Source organism: Bordetella genomosp. 13 (assembly GCF_007679965.1).
Lineage (GTDB): Bacteria > Pseudomonadota > Gammaproteobacteria > Burkholderiales > Burkholderiaceae_B > Bordetella.
In genome coordinates this window covers 200,466-221,811 of sequence record NZ_VEHL01000002.1, presented here as the reverse complement: position 1 = coordinate 221,811, position 21,346 = coordinate 200,466, and the positions used below count along the sequence as shown (strand labels likewise).

Below are 21,346 nucleotides of genomic sequence, written 5' to 3'. Positions count from 1 at the left end.
GCACTGGCCGCGGCGACGCGGGCCTGTTCGATAGCCCCAGAGTCTAAGCCGGGCGCCGCGGCGCGCGGCATTACCTCATGATTACGGTTTGGAAAGATTGGGGTCCCGCGACAGCCGGTCCGCGCGCAGCGGCACGCGGATGCTGGCCACCAGCCCCGGATGCCCATTCCTCAGGCTGAAATCGCCGCCATGCAGCTTGCAGATCGCCACCACGGTGGCAATGCCCAGCCCGTATCCCTGCTGGTCGCTATGCAGGCGATAGAAGCGCTCGCCGATGCGCTTCTGCTTGCCTTCCGGTATGCCCGGTCCGCAGTCGCTTACCCGCAGCGTGGCGTGCGTGTCGGCATGGTCGATCTCGACGCGGATCTCGCCGCCCTCGCCGCCGTACTTCAACGCGTTCTCGACCAGGTTCATGATGGCGCCGGCCAGCAGGTCGCGATCGCCCGGCACCGTGACGGCATCCGGCGCATGCAGCGACAGGCGCGTGCCCTGCTCGTCCGCGATGGCCTCGTAAAGCTCAACCACGTCGCGCGCGATGACGTCCAGCCGCGCCATCTGGAAGTTGGAACGGCGCGTGCCCGACTCGAACTCGGCGATCTGCAGCAGCTTCTCCGAGATCTTCGCCAGCACGTCGATGTCCTTGGTCAGCGCGCCCAGATAGGCCTGCAGCTCCTCGACGCTGCCGGCCTCGGTGGCGGCGATGTGCAGCTTGGCCAGCATGCGGTTCAGCGGCGTGCGCAGGTGGTGCGCGATGGAGTCGGACACGTTGCGCACGCCGTTCATCAGCGCCTCGATCTGGTCCAGCATGGTGTTGATGTCGCGCCCCAGCTGCGAGAACTCGTCGTGCCCGTCCTCGTCGATGGGGATACGCCTGCCCAGCTGTCCCACGCCCACCTGCGACGCCACCAGGCGCATCTCGTCGATGCGACGCCGCAGGCTGAGGCGGAAGAAATACGCGCCCAGCAGGATGGCGACGAGGATCGTCGCGATGGCAGCCATGCTGACGCGGGTGACGATGTCGGTCAGCGTGTACAGGTCCTTCACGTCGTGCCCGACGATCAGCGTGCCCGCGCCGTTCAGGTGGCGCTTGACCAGCAGGCCCGTCACGGGCCGGCCGCGCAGCAGCACGTCCACGCGCCGTCCCTGCTCGTCCAGCGCCGTGAAATCGGGCGATGGGTCCATGTTGCCGATGACGGGCTCGCCGCGCGCGTCCAGCAGCAGGAACATCTCGGTCTCGCCGTTGACCGTGTCGCCCAGCTCCAGCGAGATCTCTTCGCGCAGCCCGTCGATGCCGTTCTGCGCGAAGTGCGCCTCCAGGCGCTCGGCCGCGTTGTCCACGTGCACCGAGAACTGCGACTCCAGCAGCGCCAGCGTCTCCTTGTAGAAGACGCCCAGCGGTATCAGCGACGTCACCAGCGCCAGGATGCAATAGTTGAACGTCAGCCGCAGCGCGATGGAATGCCACAGGCGGGGCAGCCAGCCCTTGTCAGGCTTCGCCAGCGGCATGCGCGTCTCCTTGCAAGCCGGCGGTCAGCCTGTAGCCCACGCCGCGCACGGTCTCGATCAGCGGCGGGCCGAACGGCCCGTCGATCTTCTGCCGCAGCCGGCTGATCTGCACGTCCAGCACGTTGGTCTGCGGATTGAAGTGGTAGTCCCACACGGAGGCCAGCAGCATGGTGCGCGTCAGCACCTGCTCGGCATGCATCGCCATGAACGACAGCAGCGTGAACTCGCGGGGCTGCAGGTCGATGGGCTTGCCCGCGCGCGTCACCTTGCGGTTGACCAGGTCCAGCTGCAGGTCGGCTACCTGCAGCATGCGCTTGTCGTCCTGCGTGGTGACCGAGCGGCGCACCAGCGCCTCGATGCGCGCCGCCAGTTCCGAGAACACGAACGGTTTGGACAGGTAATCGTCGCCGCCCGCCTTCAGGCCGCGCACGCGCTCGTCCACGCTGGTCAGCGCGCTGAGCACCAGCACGGGCGTGCGCTTGTCCATCGCGCGCAGGGCGGACAGGATGGACAGGCCGTCCATGTCGTTGGGCAACAGGCGATCCAGCACGATGACGTCCCACGACTCCGACAGCGCGCGGCGCATGGCGCTCAGCCCGTCGCCGCAGATCACGGCGTGATGGCCCATCTGCTTGAGACCGGTCGCGACGTAGCGGGCGTTCTCGATGTCGTCCTCGATGATCAGACAGCGCCACATGCCTGTTCGTGCTCCGGTCTTGAAAGGGCCGGCCAGTATATGACGCGTTGCGCGGCCCTCACCTTTCCGAATCGTAATGTTCTCGTAATGCTTGTCCCAGGGCCCTTTCCCCTAGCATTCCGGGTTGCTTTTGCCGCCTGTCCATGCGGCAAGGGCGGCACGACGACGCGCGGTAATCAGACCGCGTTCGTGCTCGATAACCGTGGGGAAGGAGTCATGAGGATAAGGTCGCAGCAAAACTTCTGGTCAGGGATCATGTTCCTGGTACTGGGAATAGGATTCGCCGCCATCGCCAGCCAATACCAGATGGGCACGGCGGCGCGCATGGGGCCGGGATATTTCCCGTTCTGGCTGGGCATCGTGCTGGCGCTGCTGGGCGCGGGCGTCACGCTGGGTTCGCTGTCGCCCAAGGCCGAGCCGACGACGGTGGCCAGGTTCGACTGGCGCGCCGCCGGCCTGATCGTGGGCACGGTCGTGCTGTATGCCGTGCTGATGCAGCCGCTGGGCGTCTACCTGGCGACCTTCATCCTGGTGTTGACCAGCAGCTACGCCAGCCACGAATTCAGCTGGAAAGTGGCCATCGCCAACGCGATCGCGCTGACGGTGTTCGTCCACATCGCATTCGTCAAGGGCCTGGGTCTCATCTTCCCGCTGTGGCCGACTTTTCTTGGCATGAACTGAGGAGCCGGCCATGGAACTACTCGATAACCTGATGTTGGGATTCTCCGTCGCCTTCACGGGACAGAATCTTCTCTATGCATTCATCGGCGCGCTGCTGGGCACGCTGATCGGCGTGCTGCCGGGCATCGGTCCCGTGCCGACCATCGCCATGCTGCTGCCCATCACCTACGTGCTGCCGCCCACCGCGGGGCTGATCATGCTGGCCGGCATCTACTACGGCGCGCAATACGGCGGCTCGACCACCTCGATCCTGCTGGCGCTGCCCGGCGAGACCTCGGCGGTGGTGACCGTGCTGGACGGGCACCAGATGGCGCGCAACGGGCGGGCGGGCTCCGCGCTGGCCATCGCGGCCATCGGCTCCTTCTTCGCGGGCTGCGTGTCCACGCTGCTGCTGGCCGCCTTCGCGCCGCCGCTCGCCGAAGTGGCCTTCCAGTTCGGCCCCGCCGAGTACTTCTCGCTGATGGTGCTGGGCCTGGTGGGCGCTGTGGTGCTGGCCTCCGGTTCGCTGACCAAGGCCATCGCGATGATCATCCTGGGCCTCTTGGTCGGCATGGTCGGCACCGACGTGAACTCGGGCGTGGCGCGCTTCGACTTCGGCATCCCCGAGCTGCAGGACGGCATCGACTTCGCCATCGTGGCCATGGGCGTGTTCGGCTTCGCCGAGATCATGACCAACCTGGAACAGAAGGAAAACCGCGTCGACATCACCGACAAGATCGGCACGCTGTACCCGAACAAGCAGGAGTTCAAGGAAGCCGCGCCCGCGGTCATCCGCGGCACCGCGCTGGGTTCGATGCTGGGCATCCTGCCGGGCGGCGGAGCCGTGCTGTCTTCTTTCGCGTCCTACACGCTGGAAAAGAAGATGTCGAAGAACCCCGAACGCTTCGGCAAGGGCCATCCGGCCGGCCTGGCGGGTCCGGAGTCCGCCAACAACGCGGCCGCGCAGACCTCGTTCATCCCGCTGCTGACCCTGGGCATCCCGGGCAACGCGGTGATGGCGCTGATGGTGGGCGCGATGACCATCCACAACATCCAGCCCGGCCCGCAGGTCATGACCAGCCACCCGGAACTGTTCTGGGGCCTGATCGCCTCGATGTGGATCGGCAACCTGATGCTGGTGGTGCTGAACCTGCCGCTGGTGGGCATCTGGGTCAAGCTGCTGCGCGTGCCTTACCGCGTGATGTTCCCGGCCATTCTGGTGTTCTGCACGATCGGGGTGTATTCGCTGAACTACAACCCGTTCGACATCTGGCTGACCGCCGCCTTCGGCATCGTCGGCTACGTGTGGAGCAAGCTGAAGTGCGAAGGCGCGCCGCTGCTGCTGGGCCTGGTGCTGGGCCCCATGATGGAAGAGAACTTCCGCCGTGCCCTGCTGCTGTCGCGCGGCGACTTCCTCACCTTCGTCGACCGCCCGCTGTCCGCCGTGCTGCTGGCCTTCGCCGCGGTGCTGATCGTGATCGTGGCGCTGCCGAATATCCGCAAGAAGCGCGAAGAGACGTTCGTGGAAGAAGGTTGATCCAGTTCCCACCCTCCAGGGGCTGAGACGTTTGGCGCTGCTTCGGCAGCGCTTTTTTTGGGCGCCGGCGGATGCTTCGCTGTCTTTCCGTGCGACACTGCAAGTTCGGCTGACGGTCCGGTACTCGACTCCGCCATGCCGGCCGCTGACTCCAGTGGTTATCAGGAGTGCGCCGCATGGTCTTGGCCATCGAAGAAATCCTGCGCCGGTTGCCGCATCGCTATCCGATGCTGCTCATCGACAAGGTGACGGAGATCATCCCTCGGAAACGCATCACCGCCGTCAAGAACCTAACGTTCAACGAACCCTATTTCGACTCCAGCGCCGGTACGCCAGCCATGCCGGGCATGCTGATCGTCGAAGCCATGGCGCAAGCCGCCGCGCTGTTCTCGTTCACGCTTGAAGGCCAGGACAGCCGGCCCGCGCACGGCACGGTGGTGTACTACTTCCTTGGCATCGACGACGCGAAATTCATGGCGCCGGCGGTGCCGGGCGACCAACTGCGCATAGAGGTCGACGCCCTGCGCCTGAGCGCTTCCCTATGCAAATATCAGGGACGGGCCTGGGTGGGCGATACGCTGGTCGCCCAGGCCCGCATCCTGTGTGCCATGCGGCCCATGGCCGCGTAACGCGAGAAAAGCGCATGGGACGGCTGCCGCGAGGTGTATCACGCCGGTGACATCAAATCGATTGACGTGCGGCGGTCCACCCCCCATAGTGACCTCAGATCTTCAAGCATTGCGATATTCGTTCGGTCCTGCGCCACGCGGCGCACATTGTTCGTCTTCCCTTCCTTGATTGTCTTCCGGACAACACACATCAATCTCAGGAAGGAGTACCGACATGGAAACCGGCATCGTAAAGTGGTTCAACGCGGACAAGGGCTTCGGCTTCATCATGCCCGAGAGCGGCGGAAAGGATCTTTTCGCGCATTTCTCTGAAATCCAGAGCGCGGGCTTCAAGACGCTGGAAGAAAACCAGCGCGTCAGCTACGTCGCTGGCGACGGCCCGAAGGGCCCGCAAGCCACCAAGATCCACGTTCTCTGAAGTACCCGGGTACGGCCTGCCGCATCTGGCCATCCGCTTCGGCGGACTGCCCGTACCCGCCCGATCTCGCACTGCATTGCGGCGCACCCAGCTACCCGGCTGGCGTGCGCCGTTCGGCGTTTCCGTTCACGCGAGCGGCTGCATCTGGCCGCCCGGAATGCGGCCGTTCCTCAAGCCTCAAGCAGGCCGGCGGTACCCGTCCACGACGCACCGTCCATGGTCGATGGCGGCATCCACGGCGATGTGCGGGCTGGAGACGGTCGCACCCGAGGCGAATCGCGGCACGGCCTGAGGGACGCCGGGCATGTCCTGGTCGCCTGGCAGCGCCACCGTCACGGTCGCGGTAAAGGCGGGGCGGGCGGCATCGGGGCCCGGCGTCCGCTTGACACTGGCAGTCAGCCTGTAGCCTTTGTAGATGAGATGGTTCTGGTTCATGGAGAGAGCCTCGTTGTTCGGGGTGGGGAACACGCCTAGGGCGTGTCCGTTGAAATGGCCAGATGCGTGTGGTACGGCCGGACGATGCCGGCAGAAGCGTCTTCGATCGCCCGGGCATCCACTTTCGGCCCGCAGAGGGGGGTCACGGCGCCGAACATCGTCGCGAACGACACATCGGCAGCATCGCGGCCCGTGCCGATGCGCACGAAACCCATCGGCACGCCGGTGCCGGAGGGATCGAAGATGTACCAGCGGTCGCCGACATACACCTCGACATAGGCGTGGAAGTCGGGCGGGCCGATCATCGGATCGGCGCCGTAGTCGGTGCCGGTGGTGAAGCGCGCCGGAATGTTCAGCGACCGGCACAGGGTGATCATCAAATGGGCGAAGTCGCGGCACACGCCCGTCTGGCCCAGGAGGGTGTCGACGGCCGAGGTGCTCGATCCCGAGGTGTTCGGCAAGTAGGTGATCTCTTTCTGCACCCACGCCATGATGGCCTGCACGCGGGCATAACCGGGCGCCATTGCGCCGAACTGCTTCATGGCGATGCGCATGAGCTTGTCCGACTCGCAATAGCGGCTGGGATAGAGGTATCCCAGCGTGGCGAGCGGCAGATCCCGGATGGCGACCTCGTTAAGGCGGGCCGGTTCCGCGCGATGGTGCTGCAGTTCCAGGGTCGCGCGATAGGCCACTTTCAGCAGGCCCGGCATGGCGCGCAGCCGCATGTAGCGGTTCCCAGTCAGGGGTTCGGTCTGCACGTCGGCGACGATGGGCTGGCTCAGCGACACGTGCTCGCTGGACACCGACTGGCGAGCGGTATGGGCGGCATGGATATTGAAGATGAAATCCGCGCCATAAGAACCGATTTCATACTCCAGGTCGACGCTCAGCGCGATCCGGACCTTCTCCGCGTCGATCATGCCCGCGCCTCCAGGGCCGGCGCGCCCCCCATGTCCTGCGACACGACGCAATGGATGAAATGCAGCTTCGCGACGGCCGCATGGGGCAGCACGAAAGGATAGAAGTCGTGCTGGCCCATGGCCCGTGACATCTCGTTCATCACGCTCGTGATACGCACCCACCGGTTCAGTATGTCGAGGAAGGCCAACCCGTTGGAAAGATCGCGCCGCCACAGGTCGACAGGACCGAACGCGGCGCGCTCGTCGTCGTCCTCCGCGCCAGCGATGCCATAGCTCACGGCGGTGTCCAGCGTATCGCGCAGGTGCAGGTAGTGCGCCCAGGTCTCCGCCCAGTCTTCATAGGGGTGGATGCTCGCGTAGGCACTGACGTACCGCAGCCGCCAGTCGGCGGGCGGACCGCTTGCGTAGTTCGCATCCAGCGCGGCGCGATAGTCCTGGCGTTCGTCTCCGAACAGCCGCCGGCCGTCCTGCTGCCACGGTTTGTCCCGCACCAGCCGGTCCCAGTAGTAATGACCGACCTCGTGGCGGAAATGGCCGAGCAGCGTGCGGTAGGGCTCGCCCATGTCGATGCGGATGCGCTCTCGCGCCGCATCGTCGGCCTCTTCCAGGTTGATGGTGATGATGCCGTCGGCATGCCCGGTCATCACGCGCGGCTGCCCAGCGGCGTTGCAGAGGAAATCGTACGCCAGGCCGTGGCGCGGATCTTCGGACACCTTGGATGCCACGGGCAGCCCCAGGCCGATCAGTTGCGATACCAGCCTGCGCTTGGCCCGCTCCATGCCCAGCCACAACGGCGGATTGCGTGCCTGGGACAGGTCGGGGATGGTGCGGTTGAGCCGGCAGGACCGGCAGAAATGCATGGCGTGGCCTTCACCCGGTTCGAGCAGCCAGTTGCACGCTGCGGCTGTCGCGAAGTTCGCGCATCGCCGATATGGCCGGCTGTCGCCGTCCTCGTCCGCGACGATGCGCCACGTCTGCGGTCCGGGGCCGGGCAGCAGCGGATAGACGGTGCGGCGGGACGCCACGTAGCCCAGCGAAGCCTTGCAGGCCAGGCATTGCGTATTCCGGAAAAAGATCCGCCGGCCGCATGCGCATTGGTAGGCGCGGGGCGTCCATTCGGTCTCGCGGGGCCGGCTCTTCGTCGCCGAGGAAAAAGTCATTGGCAAATTCTGCACCTGTGTCATGCCGTCCATGCCGGGATGGCGCTTGCCTCGCCGGCAGTTGAGTAGGACGATCGTCCCCGTCTGTCGATACGCGCATGGAATCGCGCGTACAGGGCAGCGGGATTGCGCCCCGCCAGTGCGGCCGGGCAGGTGCGCGCGCTCAGCCGTGCCTCTGCGGCGGCGGCGTGCGCTGGGCAGGAGGTGCGGGCGGCGGGCGGTCCTGGTGCTTGTCGGGGTAGGTCGGATTCGGAGGAGGAGAATGCTCCAGCGGCACCGCGCCCGCGCTGCGTACACACTGGGTCATGGCATTGCTCTGTCACATTGGATCGGCAAGACCCAGCCTACAGGGCCGACGCGCTTTCACCTACCGGTCATTTGCAAAAGAAGTGTCTAGTGGGGTCGGATGCCAGGGGCTGCCACGCGATCGCGGCGCCCGCGGACGGCACCCTACGGCAATGCCGTATAATGCCACCTCCCTCGTCGCCACCCCGGCACGACGGCCTGGATTCCGGACTGCCGCGCGAACGCGCCGCCGCCCAACCCTCGAACCAACCATGAAGAAAGCAGCCCCACTGGCGCAAGCCGCACAGTGGCAGCCGTCGCATATCAGCGAGGCGCGCAACCGCGTCGGCCTGCCCCAGGCCGACTTCGCCGACCTGCTGGGCGTCAGCGTGCGCACCCTGCAGGACTGGGAGCAAGGCCGCCGCAACCCGTCGGGTGCGGCCAAGACCCTGTTGCGCGTGGCCATCCTCCACCCCGAGACCTTGCGCGACCTGCCGCCCTGGCATGCGGAAGACACGAACACTACGGTGAACCAGATTGGAAACCCTTGAAAAATCCCGGGCCGGCAAAGGCTCCTCCAATGCCGACAACGCCCCCGGCAACGACACCGGCAAGCAACTGGACGACGCCATCGCGGCGGCCGCCGCCGATGGCCGCGTGCCGCGCGTGGGCTTCGTGTCGCTGGGCTGTCCGAAGGCGCTCGTGGACTCCGAGCGCATCCTGACCCAGCTGCGCACCGAGGGCTACCAGATCACGCCCAGCTACGACAACGCCGACGTGGTGGTGGTCAACACCTGTGGCTTCATCGACAGCGCCAAGGCCGAATCGCTGGAAGCCATCGGCGAGGCCATCGCGGCCAACGGCCGCGTCATCGTCACGGGCTGCCTGGGCGTGGAAGAATCGGCCATCCGGCAGGTGCATCCCAGCGTACTGGCCGTGACGGGTCCACAGCAATACGAACAGGTCGTGCAGGCCGTGCACCAGGCCGCGCCCCCGGTGCAGAACCACAATCCCTACGTCGACCTGGTGCCGCCGCAAGGCATCAAGCTGACGCCGCGCCACTACGCCTACCTGAAGATCTCCGAAGGCTGCAATCACCGCTGCAGCTTCTGCATCATCCCGTCCATGCGCGGCGACCTGGTCAGCCGTCCGGTGGGCGACGTGCTGAGCGAAGCCGAACGCCTGGTGAAGGCCGGCGTGAAGGAGCTGCTGGTCGTCTCGCAGGACACCAGCGCCTACGGCGTGGACGTGAAGTTCCGCAGCGGCTTCTGGAACGGCCGCCCGGTGAAGACGCGCATGACCGAGCTGTGCGCGGCCCTGTCCGAGATGGGCGTGTGGACGCGCCTGCACTACGTGTACCCGTATCCGCACGTGGACGAGGTCATCCCGCTGATGGCCGAGGGCAAGATCCTGCCCTACCTGGACATCCCCTTCCAGCACGCCAGCCCGCGCGTGCTGAAGCTGATGAAACGCCCGGCCTTCGAGGACAAGACGCTGGCCCGCATCAAGCGCTGGCGCGAGATCTGTCCCGACCTGACGCTGCGGTCCACCTTCATCGTCGGCTTCCCCGGCGAGACCGAGGAAGACTTCCAGTATCTGCTGGACTGGATGAGCGAAGCGCAGCTGGATCGCGTGGGCTGTTTCCAGTATTCGCCGGTGGAAGGCGCGCCAGCCAATGACCTGCCCGATCCCGTGCCCGACGAGGTCAAGCAGGAACGCTGGGAGCGCTTCATGGAGCACCAGCAGGCCATCTCGGCCGCGCGCCTGAAGGCGAAGGTGGGACGCGAGATCGACGTGCTGATCGACGGCACTGACGAGGACGGCGACATCATCGGCCGCTCCAGCGCGGATGCGCCCGAGATCGACGGCTGCGTCTACGTCGACAGCGACCGTCCGCTGGCCGCCGGCGACATCGTGCGCGTGCGGATCACCGATTCGGACGAATACGATCTGTGGGGCGAGGCGCTGTGACGCTGTCCGCGCGCGCCAAGGAGCTGGCGCAGCGGCTGCGCCTGGAGCCGCATCCCGAAGGCGGGATGTATCGCGAAGTCTTCCGCTCGGGCCTGACGGTGCTGCGGCAGCCCGACGGCGAGGCGCGCGGCGCGCTGACGTCCATCTTCTTCCTGCTGCCGCAAGGCGCGTGCAGCCGGTGGCATCGCGTCGATGCCGACGAGGCGTGGCATCACTACGAAGGCGCGCCCATCGACCTGATGGTGCTGCTGCCCGGCGCCTCCCAGGTGATCACCTGGAAACTTGGCATGGCGGACGCGGATGCCCTGCCCGTGCGCGTGGTTCCGGCGGGCGCTTGGCAGGCCGCGCGCCCGGCGGGCGAATACGCCCTGGCCGGCTGCACCGTGGGCCCGGGCTTCGAGTTCCGGGACTTCACGCTGGCGGCGGACCTGCCGCCGCATCAATGCCCGGCAGCGCTGAAGCAGGCGCCCTACGACGCGTTGCTGTAGCCGCGTCCGGCCACCGGCCGCGTCCATGACGGACGTCGCGCCGGCGGCGTCTGGACCATCACTTCTCCAGGAAGTCCGACAGGTCGTCCGCGTGCTCTTCCTCGACCGCCAGGATCTCTTCCAGCAGGCGGCGCGTGGTGGTGTCCTTGTCGCCGATGTATTCGACCATCTGGCGATAGCTGTCGATGGCGATGCGCTCGGCGATCAGGTTTTCCTTGATCATGTCCTGCAGCGTGCTGCCTTCCACATATTCCGAGTGGCTGCGCGCGGTCAGACCCTCGGGCGACAGGTTGGGCTCGCCGCCCAACTGCACGATGCGCTCGGCCAGGCGGTCGGCGTGCGACTGCTCTTCGGCCGCGTGCTCGGCGAACTCGGCCGCCACGGGCTCGGCGTTCAGGCCGCGGGCCATGAAGTAGTGGCGCTTGTAGCGCAGCACACAGACGACTTCGGTGGCCAGCGCTTCGTTGAGAAGCTTCAGCACCGTTTCGCGATCGGCGCGGTACGTGTCGGTGACGGCGCCGGACTCGATGTCCTGACGCGCCTTGGCGCGGATGGCCTGCACATCCATATCGAACGAACCTGAGGTCTGGGTGGACTGTGTCATGTCGTTGCTCCTGGCTGGTGGAGACGCCCCTTCTCTGTCCGGGCGCCTGGAACGACCCAGTGTATCGATGGAGATTTTTTGTGCTGTGTCGAATTCTTGCTGGCAAAAGTGCGCCGGAAATGCCCCGCCCATGGGGCAGCGCGGCTGGCAGGCCCGGCGAGTTGCGTAAACTAGTTAATCATTCTTGCGTCTCTCACCCAATTTGTAACCGGCGCGACCCGCCGGCGCGTCCCATGTCCCTGAAGAACATCTGCGTGTACTGCGGCTCGAACAGCGGCCGCCAACCCGTCTACATCGAACAGGCCCAGGCCCTGGGGCGCGAGCTCGTGCGCCGCGACATCGGCCTGGTGTACGGCGGCGCCAGCGTCGGCATCATGGGCGCGGTGGCCGACGCCGTGCTGGCCGAGGGCGGCCGCGTGCTGGGCATCATCCCCGAAGCGCTGGTGCGCAAGGAGCTGGCGCATCACGGCCTGACCGACCTGCGCGTGGTGCAATCGATGCACGAGCGCAAGACGCTGATGGCGCAGGAGTCCGACGGCTTCGTCGCCCTGCCCGGCGGCGCCGGCACGTTGGAAGAGATCTTCGAGACCTGGACCTGGGCCCAGCTCGGCATGCATGCCAAGCCCTGCGGCCTGCTCAACATCGCCGGCTATTACGACCAGCTGGCGGCCTTCCTGGACCACACCGTCGAAGAAGCCTTCGTGCGCGAGCAGCACCGCGCCATGCTGACGGTCGAGTCCGATCCCGCGGCGCTGCTGGATCGCTTCGCCGCCTACACTGCTCCCACGGTATCCAAATGGATCGAAAAGGGCGAACATTGAAATCCTCCCTCCAGGCGCGCGACAGCGCAGCCGTGCTGCGCGATTACTTCCATGCCAAGGACGAGAATCGCCCGTGGTACATGGGGCGCGCCTTCGCGTCCGACGCCATCCTGAAGATGGCGCTGCGCACGGAGGCCATCGCCTTCCCGCCCGAGGCGCGCGGCCGCGAGGCAATCACCGATACCCTGGTGCGGCGCTTCGGCCAGACCTACGACAACGTCTACACGTTCTACCTGTCCCGGCCCGAGGAAGGCGCCGTGCTGGACACGTACGACTGCGACTGGATCGTCGGCATGACCGAGAAGGCCAGCGGCCAGGTGCGCCTGGGTTGCGGCCGCTACGACTGGACCTTCCAGCGCGAGCCGCACCTGGCCAGCAAGCTGGTCATCACCATCGAGACCATGCTGACGCTGCCGGCGCGCGACAGCGAGCCCGTGCTGGAATGGCTGACCGGCCTGCCCTATCCGTGGACCAACGCCACGCAGGTCGTGGCCGCCGCGCCGGCCATCGAGGAACTGGCGCCGGTCCTGCAATGGATCCGCCGCAACGGTCCGCCCCCTGCCCGAGAGACGGCTTGAAGCCTCGCATCGCGGCCTTCGACTTCGACGGCACGCTGGCCGACACCCTGCCGTGGTTCGATGGCATCCTGGACGACGTGGCCGACCGTTACGGCTTTCGCAAGCCGGACGCGCAGGAGCGGCTGCGCATGCGCCATTGCAGCGCGCAAGAGATCCTGCGGATGCTGCGGGTGCCCTTCTGGAAACTGCCCGCCATCATGATCCACGTGCGCCAGCGCATGGCCGATGCCGCGCCCGGCGAGGTGCGGCTGTTCGACGGCATCGCCGACGCGTTGGCGCAATTGAAGGAGGCCGGCGTGCAGCTGGCCGTGGTCAGCTCGAACTCGCTGGACAACGTGCGGCGCGTGCTGGGCCCGAAGGTCCAGACGCTGTTCGATGACTACGAGTGCGGCACCGACATGTTCGGCAAGCCGGCCAAGCTCAAGCGCCTGCTGGCGCGCCATGCCATCCCGCCGCAGCAGTTGATGCTGGTGGGCGACGAGCTGCGCGATATCGAGGCAGCGCGCCAGGCCGGCGTGCGCGTGGGATGCGTGGCCTGGGGCTACAACCACGTGGACGCGTTGCGCGCGGGATCGCCCGATACGCTGTTCCTGGACGTGGCGGACATCCCGGCGCAACTGGCCTAGGGGCGCGGGCTCCCCGCGCATCGCGTCGATCTTCGGCTCATCGCCGACGCCGCATCGGCGCATCGCCCGCGGCGCTGCCGGCAGGAAGGCCGCAAGCCTGTCCGGTCGGTCCTCAGCCCGCCTGCGGCGGCTGCCATCCCAGCACGAAAGCCTCGGCCGGCTGGCGCTTGCCGCCCGCCTTCTGCAGCTCCAGCAAGCGCAGCACGCCCTCACCCGTGGCCACGTCCACGCCTTGCGCGGACGCGCGCAACACGCGGCCCGGCTCGGCGCCCGCGGACTCGGCCGGTAGCACCTGGGCGCGCCACACCTTCACGGGATCGGGCAGTCCCGGCAGGCGCAGCGTGGCGCCCGGCACGGGATTGAAGGCGCGGATACGGCGTGCCAGCGTCTCGGCCGGCTGCGCCAGGTCCAGCGCGGCCTCGGCCTTGTCCAGCTTGGCGGCATAGGTGACGCCGTCTTCCGGCTGGCTGCGCGGCACCAGCTCGCCGCGCGGCAGGGCAGCCAGCGCTTGCACGATGGCCTGTCCGCCCGCGGCGGCCAGCGCGTCGTGCAGTTCGGCCGCGCTTTGCTGCGGGCCGATGGGCACCACGTGTTCCAGCAGCATGTCGCCGGTATCCAGGCCTTCGTCCATCTGCATGATGGTGACCCCGGTGCGCGCATCGCCGGCCTCGATGGCACGCTGGATCGGCGCGGCGCCGCGCCAGCGCGGCAGCAGGCTGGCATGGATGTTCAGGCAGCCCAGCCGCGGCAGCTGCAGCGTCCATTGCGGCAGGATCAGGCCGTAGGCGGCCACCACCATGACGTCGGGCGCCGTACGGACCAGCAGGTCGCGCGCCGCCGCGGCCTCGTCGGGATAGCGGCCGTCCAGCCGCAGGCTGCGCGGCTGCGCCACCTCGATGCCGGCGGCCAGCGCCGCCTGCTTGACCGGGCTGGGCGTGAGCTTAAGGCCCCGGCCCGCGGGACGGTCGGGCTGGGTCAGCACCAACGGGATCTCGTGCCCGGCGGCCAACAGGGCATCCAGGGCGATACGGGCGAATTCGGGGGTTCCGGCAAAGACAAGGCGCATGGGGATCGGGCAAGTATGAAGTGCAGCCACCGCGCGTCAGGCGCGATGACATCCAGCCCGATTTATACCGCGATCGCGCCGCCGGCCGGCTTCAGAACGTGTACGACACGCCCACGTAGGCCTGGGGGAAGAAGCGCAGCGAATTCGCGTCGTCCTGCATCTTGTCCCGCTGCTTGTCGATCTCGCGCTGCGCATCGCCCGAGCGGATGCCCAGTCGCGTGTAGAGCGCCGGGTTGACGTCCATGTTGACCGTGGGCCTGCCGAACAACACGCCCAGGTCGGCGATGAAGCCCCAGCCCTGCTTGCGTTGCACAACATTGTGGCCCCAGCCGATGCCCAGGTATGGCGCGATCCGCGGGAAGTCCAGCTTGGCGCGGGCATAGTCGCCCTCGCGGTAGCGCAGCTTCGTATCGCCGATGCGGATGCGGCCGTTCTCGTCGGGCCGGGGCTCGGCCGAGCCCGTCATCTCGCGCCAGCCGATACCGGCCGTCAGGCGAAAGCCGGCGTCGAACGGAAACCAGTCCGCGTAAACCATGGCCTGGTTGCTGCGGAACCGGCCGTCGTAGTCGAAATCATTGGTGGTGCCGCTGTGCTTGACCGTGCCGACGGTGCTGAAATCGGCGCGCAGGGTGAACGACTGGGTGATCCCCTGGGCATAGCCGATGCCCGCGCCCAGAAAGCCGGCATTGGCGTAGACCTCCTGTGCGTGGACGGGATGGGTGGCGAGCGCGGCGGCGGCCGTGGTGGCCAGCAAGGCGGCGGCGCGCAGGTGAACGAAAGCGGCGCGCGCAAGGACGCTGCGCACGAACAAGGTGCGGGACGGGACGGATCGCATCGGAAAGAGGAAGCTAGGTTGAAGGCACTGTCGAAGTTGGCCCGAACAGCGGGGCCGGCGCGATCACGGCTCGTATTTTTTGCGGCTGCCTGGCGGGCGGGGCCAACATGGCGCATTCAGGGGCGCAGCGGCGCTGGAAAGCCGCTTGAAGCGCGACATTCCCGGATCTGCGAGGAGTATCGCGAAAAATCTTGCAATTTGTGTTTCAGCAATGCCAAAAGTGTCTGAAACGTGCAACTTGATACAAAATTTTGCGGAATGCGCTGGTGATGCGCACTGCCCGCTTGGCAGGAGCCAGCGTGGACTCAGGCCATGAAGGCGTTGGACGGCAGCTGCAGCATCAGCCGTATCAGGTCGGCCTGCCGGCTGGTCGTGGTCTTGCGATAGATGGATTGCAGTTGCTTGCGCACCGTGTCGTGCTGCACGCCGGCACGCGAAGCGATTTCCTTCACCGTATAACCTCCGGCCAGCATGCGGCTGACGCGCAGTTCGGACGGCGTCAGGTCGAAGGTCTCGGCCAGCAGTTCCGCGTCCAGCGGCGCGGCGGTGGCGGGATGGTGGAACAGCACCAGCATCAAGGGCTGCATGCCGTAAGCGTCGGCCCGGGGCTCGGGCAGCAGCAAGGTATAGAACGCATACAGCACGTCGCTGCCCGCGTCGGGAAAGTCGGGCGAGGCGATCTGCATCGATCGATACCCCATCGCCGCGCCGGCAGCGTCGCCCAGGCTTGCCGCCATGGCGCAACAGCCTTCCATGAACTGCTGCTGATAGGGTTCGGGCAGCCGCAGCATGCCGCCCGCCGACGCCAGCAGGGGCGTCGCCTCCAGCAGCCGCCGGCAGGCGTCGTTGACCGACACCACGGTGCCGTCGGCCCCCAGCAGCGCCAGCGGCTGGCGCAGTTTATTCACCAGCGCACGCCCGATCAGCGCCTGGGTCGAGGATGCGAAGCGGCCGCTCTGCAACTGCGCGGCGCGGCGCAGATGCGGGGTCAGGCGTTCGAGCAGGCTGATCTCGTCCGGCCCCAGCGGCGGCTGGTCGACACCGCGCAGCACCGAGAAAAAGGCGCAGGTCGCCTCGTCGTCCAGCAGCTTGCAGCCCGACACGTGGCGCAGGCCATTGGGAATCAGCAGTTCCTGGAAGAAGGGGTCCGCCGAGACCAAGGCATCGTCGCAGTGCTCATGCGAATGCAGCCAGTGGCCGACGGCATACGGCGCGAGCACGGCCGCGCGCGGGTGGATACGGCCGTTCTGCTGCAGGTAGCGCATGCGGGACGGCGCGGGAAGGTTGTGCCCGTCCAGGTAGGCCACCAGGCCATGGCGCTTGTCCACCGCCATGAGATGGACGGTGGGCACGTCCAGAGCCAGGCTGAGGTCGGCAAAGAAACGCCCCCACGCGGACGGATGCAGCGCGGCCTCGTATAACGCATGCACTAGCGCGTCATAACGTGCATACGACACATCCATGAAACCCGTCCCACCCTGTTAATAGTTTCGTACACGTTACAACATCGTACGAAATATGGGTGGGAAGTTACACATGGATGGGCCGAATGCGGCGCCGGCGCCACGACCGCTTGCAACACCAGCGCACGAGCAAATCGAAACAACCGCGGCCGTGAATGAATTTGCGGCGTAAAAAGCAAAATGCGCACGGATCGGCGTGCGCACTTAGTAAGACGACAATGCCGGAACGCGCGGGCGTCCCGGCAACAGCCATCGCTAGTTTCGGAGCTGTCCCGCGTTGTAGAAAGACGTATCGTCATAAATGGCCGCTTCACTCAGCGTGCCGCTGAACTCGATCAGGCGATTCACGCCAGGCGTCAACGCCAGGAAGCTGCAAGCCGGGTCGCATACGGACGCCGTACCGTTCTGCGGCACGCCGGCCGTAATGGTCAGGCTGTATACACCATTTGAGACAGTGGGCACATCCCCACGGCGACGATTGCCATGAACGCCAAAGCCCACCGCATCGGTGCTCTTGACCTGGGTCGTCGCCAATGCCGGCGTGACGTTGACGCCATTGATGACCGTCTCGGTCCAGGACAGCGTCACCGACGGTACTTCTCCAGCCTGCGCACCCGAGGGCGACAGGAAAGCATCCGAACTCTCCTGGGTCAGGTCGCGCCACGCGTTCAGGGTGCGGCCCGCATCGGCGATCATCGGCAGAGCGGGATTGATGACCGCGCTTTCTCCGATCTTTACCCCGTCTGCATTGAAGAACGTAACGGTATAGGCGGAGTACGGCGGGATCGTGCTGGCGTCGTACACGCGAGTGGCGCGGTTGTAGACGCCCGGCCAGTAGGGTGCGGTGTAGTGGTTGTCCTCGTTCAGCGGGATCCACGACCAGCGGTACAGCGCCGTGTCGTAGCCATTGATTTGGAACGGCGGGCTGGGCAGGGATTCCATCGTGCCCTGGAGCAGGCCCAACGAAGCGGCACCCTGTGCATAACGCGGCGCCAGCCATGCCTTGCCGGCAATGCCGGGACCGGCAACGGACGCATAGGTCACAGTTTCTTCGCCAATCTTGCCGCCGGCAGGGATACCGAACTGCACGCCGGCCTCCAGGTGGTCCGTGCCGGGGCTGGAGAGGATCCGCACGCGGCTCAGGAAGCTGCGCAGGCGGACCTCGTAGACCTGCTGGTTGCCGTCGACCTGCCAGCCGCCATTGGGCGTGTTTACCACGAACTCGGTCCACGAGCCGGTGGTGCCGTTGGCCAGCGTATACGGAATCTGCACCAGCGCACGCTTGCCGTCGTTCAGCAGGGTCAACGTTTTGGGCGTTCCCACGGCGGTGACGCCTGCGGCCGCTTCGATATGTGCGTCGACGAAGTTGGTCAGGCCGTTGAAGCGATAGCCGGACGAAATGGCCGTGGCGCAGGCGGCCTCGCTGCTGCCGATGCGGCCGTCGGCCAGACACCTCTGCAACGCAGCAGGCAGAGCAGCCAGATAGTTGGCAGCAACGGGAGGTTTGGCCAATTTCTGGCCTAGGGCACCGGAGGACAGCGCGTCCTGATTCAGAACGAGGCCGGCGGCGGTATCGCCGATCGAAGCAATACGCAGGCCACCGGTCGTGTTCTGCACGGACAGCGAGTCGATGACGGCATCGACACCGCTGTGGTCGGCAACAAATGCCGTGGTGAAAGGATCGAAATTGGCGGGCACGCCATTGGCGGACAGAATGTCGGCCAGTATCGTCTTCAGCGCAGCGACGGCGGCTTGCAGCGTGGCGGGCGACACGTTGGCCAGAGCGGGATTCTTGGCCAGCTCCAGAGGGTCTCCTGACTTGGTCAGCAGCGCGGCCACGGCGGTGGTAAGCGGCGTCAGGTTGACAACGGCGGTGGGCGCCTTGCCGGCGGCGGTGGGCACTTCGGACAGCAGCGACACCACGGGCACCGAGCGACCCAGCGGATCGGCCGCCACCAGCACGAACGGCGCCTTGGCGCCGCTGATGTCGAACACGAAGGAGCCATCGGCGTCGGTCTTCGAGGTCAGCACCTTGCCCGTGGCGTCGGTCAGGCTGATGGCCACGTTGGCCAGCGCGGCGCCCGTGGCGGCCGTGCCGGTCAGGCGGGTTGCTGCGACCGGCGTGGTGGCCGGAGGATTGCTGGCGCCATTGTCGTCATCGCCATCTCCGCCCCCGCCGCCGCAACCGGCCAGGCTCAGAAGCGCGATGCTCACCAAAGCCGGCAACACCCGGCGGCCCATTTTGTAATCCATGAATTGCTCCGAAAATGCCTGCGTGAGGTATATGTCCCGCTGCCCGCGATCAACCGGAAAACCGGTGATCGCTGAAGGCGACCGAGTCTATCGGGGCGCAACGAAACGCGTCCATACCTCAAATGGGTAATGGATCGCGGGAAACAGAAAAAACGAAAAGAGGAATCCCGCTAGGCGTGGCGGTTTTAGCGCACGAGACATGGCGCGAATATCCGGACGGGCAGGCAAAGATAAAAGCGCCCCAGCGGGCGCCTTTATGGAAGATGGGAACTACGCTCGGGAAGACCGCTTGAAAAATGGCTCGGGAAAATATCCCGAGCAAAGGCCTGCGATTATCAAGCAGGGTTATTCCGGATAAAAACTTTCCGTAAAAAACAACACCCGCCTCGACGCTCAAGCCTTCTGCGTATCGCGCTCGGCCTTCTTCATCTTGGTCTTGATGCGGTTCTGCTTGAGCGACGACAGATATTCGACGAATACCTTGCCGTCGAGGTGATCGATTTCATGCTGCACGCACACGGCCAGCAGGCCGTCGGCCTCGAACTCGTAGGGCTTGCCATTTTCGTCGAGGGCCTTGCAGCGGATGCGTGCCGCGCGTTCGACCTCGTCGTAGATGCCGGGCACGGACAGGCAGCCTTCTTCGTAGGTCTGGCGTTCGTCGCTCTTCCAGACGATTTCTGGATTGATGAGCGCGCGCAGCTGGTTGCCGTCCTCGGAGACGTCGATGACGATGACGCGTTCGTGCACGTCGACCTGCGTGGCCGCCAGGCCGACGCCGGGCGCTTCGTACATGGTGTCCGCCATGTCGCGAACCAGCTTCCGGATGCGGTCGTCCACCACCGCGACCGGCTTGGCCTTCTTGTGCAGGCGAGGATCGGGGAATCGGAGGATGGGAAGCAGTGCCATGGAAAAAGCCGTGTTCGGAAAACCTTGGTGTTACATCATAGTTGATCAGGGGCTTGATTTCTAATAGTTTTCCGCTAAAAGCCGCATAGCGCAGGAGTGCCGTTTGCAGCACGGCGGCCTGCCGGGCCATGCGACACTGTGCGTCTTTTTCCTGATGGCTGGCCCTGCGCCGGCGCCATCCCGCCCTGCCCGATGCCCCTGTCGCACTCCTTAGCCGAACTGTCCGCCTGGCTGCGCCTGTCCCTGGAACCGGGCGTGGGCCCCGCCACGGCCTACACGCTGCTGGCGGCCCTGGGCCTGCCTGAAGAAATCTACGACCACGGCGCCGCCACGCTGGCACGCCACGTGCCGCAGAACCTGGCCATCCAGCTGGCCGGGCCGCCGTCCGACGAGGTGCGGGCGCAGATCGAACGCACGCTGCAGTGGGTGGCCGAGCCCGGCCGCCACATCCTGACGCTGTCCGATCCCGCCTACCCGCAGCAGTTGCTCAACATCGCCGACCCGCCGGTGCTGCTGTACGTCACGGGCGATCCGGCACGCCTCACGGGTCCGGCGCTGGCCGTGGTGGGCGCGCGCAGCGCCACGCCGGGCGGCGAGGACAACGCGCGGGCTTTCGCCCGGCACCTGGCCGGCCACGGCTGGTGCGTGATCAGCGGCCTGGCCCAGGGCATCGACGCGGCCGCGCACGAGGGCGCCCTGTCGGCTGGACCGGCCGGCGCGGGCACGGTGGCGGTGATGGGCACCGGCATCGACCGGGTCTACCCGGCCAGCCACCGCGACCTGGCGCACCGCATCGCCGCCCAGGGCGCGCTGATCAGCGAACTGCCGCTGGGCACGCCGGCCCTGAAGCACCACTTCCCGCAACGCAACCGCCTGGTGGCCGGCCTGGCGCGCGGCGTGCTGGTGGTCGAGGCGGCGCGCCAGAGCGGCTCGCTGATCACCGCGCGGTTGGCCGCGGAGGGCGGACGCGAGGTCTTCGCGATCCCGGGCTCCATCCACTCGCCGCTTTCGCGCGGCTGCCATGCGCTCATCCGGCAAGGCGCCAAGCTGGTCGAGACGGCGCAGGACATCACGGACGAACTGGGTACGATGGGCGCCCCGCCCGCCGAGCCGCCGCGCGGCCGCAGGAGCCGGCGGCAACCGGCGTCCGCCACGCCGGCGCCGGTTGCGGAGCATGCCTCCAGGGAGGAGTTGGAACAGGTTGCCGGGCAGGCATCGGATCAGGCCGCCGGACAGGCGCCTTACCCGCCCGCCATGAACGCCACGCCCGCAGGCAGCCCGGACCGTGACCACCCGCTGCTGCGCGCGCTCGGCTTCGACCCCCTGCACGCCGACACCCTGCAGGCGCGCACCGGCCTGGACACCTCTACCCTGCAGACGCAATTGCTGGAACTCGAACTGCAGGGCTACGTGGCCCGCATCGACGGCGGCCGTTTCCAGCGCTTGAAGTAAGCCGCCCCCGGTGCCCTGCACGACGCGGCGGGCCCT

General features: G+C 66.6%; 23 protein-coding genes. 11 read left to right on the top strand and 12 right to left on the bottom strand.

All coding sequences use genetic code 11. The features are described 5' to 3' along the window. Positions 1–81: 81 nt before the first annotated feature. Together FS845_RS06880 and FS845_RS06875 are read right to left on the bottom strand one after the other, a co-directional pair. Entirely contained in the window at positions 82–1,506 is a 1,425-nt protein-coding gene (locus tag FS845_RS06880) for a sensor histidine kinase (RefSeq protein ID WP_144631796.1), read from the bottom strand. Then, complete coding sequence (locus tag FS845_RS06875) at positions 1,487–2,203, bottom strand: response regulator transcription factor (protein WP_144631793.1); 717 nt, start codon at positions 2,201–2,203, stop codon at positions 1,487–1,489. The genes FS845_RS06880 and FS845_RS06875 overlap by 20 nt, the downstream gene beginning before the upstream one ends. Before the next feature lie 216 nt (positions 2,204–2,419). Here FS845_RS06875 and FS845_RS06870 point away from each other — a divergent pair, with 216 nt between their 5' ends. The 4 genes from FS845_RS06870 (at position 2,420) to FS845_RS06855 (ending at position 5,447) form a co-directional block, all read left to right on the top strand. After that, positions 2,420–2,884: a tripartite tricarboxylate transporter TctB family protein gene (locus FS845_RS06870; protein WP_144631789.1), complete on the top strand. Its 465-nt coding sequence runs from the start codon at positions 2,420–2,422 to the stop codon at positions 2,882–2,884. Positions 2,885–2,894: 10 nt separating this feature from the next. Continuing rightward, positions 2,895–4,400, top strand: coding sequence for a tripartite tricarboxylate transporter permease (locus FS845_RS06865; RefSeq protein WP_144631786.1), 1,506 nt, complete (start codon positions 2,895–2,897; stop codon positions 4,398–4,400). Positions 4,401–4,576: 176 nt separating this feature from the next. Then, the gene (fabZ, locus tag FS845_RS06860) at positions 4,577–5,029 is read left to right on the top strand and encodes a 3-hydroxyacyl-ACP dehydratase FabZ (protein WP_144631782.1); all 453 of its coding nucleotides are present in this window, start codon (positions 4,577–4,579) and stop codon (positions 5,027–5,029) included. 214 nt (positions 5,030–5,243) lie between these two features. Continuing rightward, on the top strand, positions 5,244–5,447 hold the full coding sequence (locus tag FS845_RS06855; protein WP_144631776.1) for a cold-shock protein: 204 nt from the start codon (positions 5,244–5,246) through the stop codon (positions 5,445–5,447). A 177-nt stretch (positions 5,448–5,624) separates the two neighbouring features. On the opposite strand, the gene FS845_RS06850 is transcribed toward FS845_RS06855, so the two are convergent. Genes FS845_RS06850 through FS845_RS06840 form a run of 3 tightly spaced genes read right to left on the bottom strand, consistent with a single transcriptional unit; the run spans position 5,625 to position 7,995 of the window. Then, positions 5,625–5,882: a hypothetical protein gene (locus tag FS845_RS06850; RefSeq protein WP_144631774.1), complete on the bottom strand. Its 258-nt coding sequence runs from the start codon at positions 5,880–5,882 to the stop codon at positions 5,625–5,627. Positions 5,883–5,917: 35 nt separating this feature from the next. Further along, positions 5,918–6,802 carry a transglutaminase-like domain-containing protein gene (locus FS845_RS06845; RefSeq protein ID WP_144631772.1) on the bottom strand — a complete coding sequence of 295 codons (885 nt, stop codon included), beginning with the start codon at positions 6,800–6,802 and terminating at the stop codon, positions 5,918–5,920. Further along, positions 6,799–7,995: a putative zinc-binding metallopeptidase gene (locus FS845_RS06840; RefSeq protein WP_260986195.1), complete on the bottom strand. Its 1,197-nt coding sequence runs from the start codon at positions 7,993–7,995 to the stop codon at positions 6,799–6,801. Before FS845_RS06840 ends, FS845_RS06845 begins: the two co-directional genes overlap by 4 nt. A 524-nt stretch (positions 7,996–8,519) precedes the next feature. Here FS845_RS06840 and FS845_RS06835 point away from each other — a divergent pair. The 3 genes from FS845_RS06835 to FS845_RS06825 all read left to right on the top strand — a co-directional run bounded on the left by FS845_RS06835 (position 8,520) and on the right by FS845_RS06825 (position 10,706). Beyond that, positions 8,520–8,798: a helix-turn-helix domain-containing protein gene (locus tag FS845_RS06835; RefSeq protein ID WP_144631769.1), complete on the top strand. Its 279-nt coding sequence runs from the start codon at positions 8,520–8,522 to the stop codon at positions 8,796–8,798. A gap of 106 nt (positions 8,799–8,904) precedes the next feature. Further along, a complete protein-coding gene (rimO, locus tag FS845_RS06830; RefSeq protein WP_144632787.1) occupies positions 8,905–10,218 on the top strand; it encodes a 30S ribosomal protein S12 methylthiotransferase RimO in 1,314 nt (437 codons plus the stop codon). Beyond that, positions 10,215–10,706 (top strand): cupin domain-containing protein, encoded by a 492-nt coding sequence (locus FS845_RS06825; protein ID WP_260986194.1) that lies wholly within the window; start codon positions 10,215–10,217, stop codon positions 10,704–10,706. Before rimO ends, FS845_RS06825 begins: the two co-directional genes overlap by 4 nt. A gap of 58 nt (positions 10,707–10,764) precedes the next feature. Here the strand turns inward: FS845_RS06825 and FS845_RS06820 are convergent, their stop codons facing one another. After that, complete coding sequence (locus tag FS845_RS06820) at positions 10,765–11,310, bottom strand: bacterioferritin (RefSeq protein ID WP_144631766.1); 546 nt, start codon at positions 11,308–11,310, stop codon at positions 10,765–10,767. A 233-nt stretch (positions 11,311–11,543) separates the two neighbouring features. Between FS845_RS06820 and FS845_RS06815 the strand changes: the two genes are divergently transcribed. From FS845_RS06815 to FS845_RS06805, 3 genes are read left to right on the top strand one after another with little or no spacing between them, the layout of a single operon-like run. Beyond that, positions 11,544–12,131 (top strand): TIGR00730 family Rossman fold protein, encoded by a 588-nt coding sequence (locus tag FS845_RS06815; RefSeq protein WP_144631763.1) that lies wholly within the window; start codon positions 11,544–11,546, stop codon positions 12,129–12,131. Then, positions 12,128–12,709: a hypothetical protein gene (locus FS845_RS06810; RefSeq protein ID WP_260986193.1), complete on the top strand. Its 582-nt coding sequence runs from the start codon at positions 12,128–12,130 to the stop codon at positions 12,707–12,709. Before FS845_RS06815 ends, FS845_RS06810 begins: the two co-directional genes overlap by 4 nt. Then, positions 12,706–13,335, top strand: a complete 630-nt coding sequence (locus tag FS845_RS06805) for an HAD-IA family hydrolase (protein WP_144631757.1) — start codon at positions 12,706–12,708, stop codon at positions 13,333–13,335. The genes FS845_RS06810 and FS845_RS06805 overlap by 4 nt, the downstream gene beginning before the upstream one ends. 112 nt (positions 13,336–13,447) lie before the next feature. Here the strand turns inward: FS845_RS06805 and fmt are convergent, their stop codons facing one another. The 6 genes from fmt to def all read right to left on the bottom strand — a co-directional run bounded on the left by fmt (position 13,448) and on the right by def (position 19,858). After that, the gene (gene fmt, locus FS845_RS06800; protein WP_144631754.1) at positions 13,448–14,401 is read right to left on the bottom strand and encodes a methionyl-tRNA formyltransferase; all 954 of its coding nucleotides are present in this window, start codon (positions 14,399–14,401) and stop codon (positions 13,448–13,450) included. 91 nt (positions 14,402–14,492) lie between these two features. After that, positions 14,493–15,206, bottom strand: a complete 714-nt coding sequence (locus FS845_RS06795; protein ID WP_144631751.1) for a hypothetical protein — start codon at positions 15,204–15,206, stop codon at positions 14,493–14,495. 335 nt (positions 15,207–15,541) lie between these two features. Further along, positions 15,542–16,699, bottom strand: coding sequence for a helix-turn-helix transcriptional regulator (locus FS845_RS06790; protein ID WP_144631748.1), 1,158 nt, complete (start codon positions 16,697–16,699; stop codon positions 15,542–15,544). A gap of 255 nt (positions 16,700–16,954) precedes the next feature. Then, a complete protein-coding gene (locus FS845_RS06785; RefSeq protein ID WP_144631745.1) occupies positions 16,955–18,952 on the bottom strand; it encodes a hypothetical protein in 1,998 nt (665 codons plus the stop codon). Positions 18,953–19,070: 118 nt separating this feature from the next. Then, positions 19,071–19,349: a hypothetical protein gene (locus FS845_RS06780; protein ID WP_144631742.1), complete on the bottom strand. Its 279-nt coding sequence runs from the start codon at positions 19,347–19,349 to the stop codon at positions 19,071–19,073. Beyond that, positions 19,346–19,858 (bottom strand): peptide deformylase, encoded by a 513-nt coding sequence (def, locus tag FS845_RS06775; protein ID WP_144631739.1) that lies wholly within the window; start codon positions 19,856–19,858, stop codon positions 19,346–19,348. The genes FS845_RS06780 and def overlap by 4 nt, the downstream gene beginning before the upstream one ends. A 192-nt stretch (positions 19,859–20,050) precedes the next feature. On the opposite strand from def, the gene dprA reads away from it, so the two are divergent. Next, positions 20,051–21,310 (top strand): DNA-processing protein DprA, encoded by a 1,260-nt coding sequence (gene dprA, locus FS845_RS06770; protein WP_144631736.1) that lies wholly within the window; start codon positions 20,051–20,053, stop codon positions 21,308–21,310. Positions 21,311–21,346 lie beyond the last annotated feature (36 nt).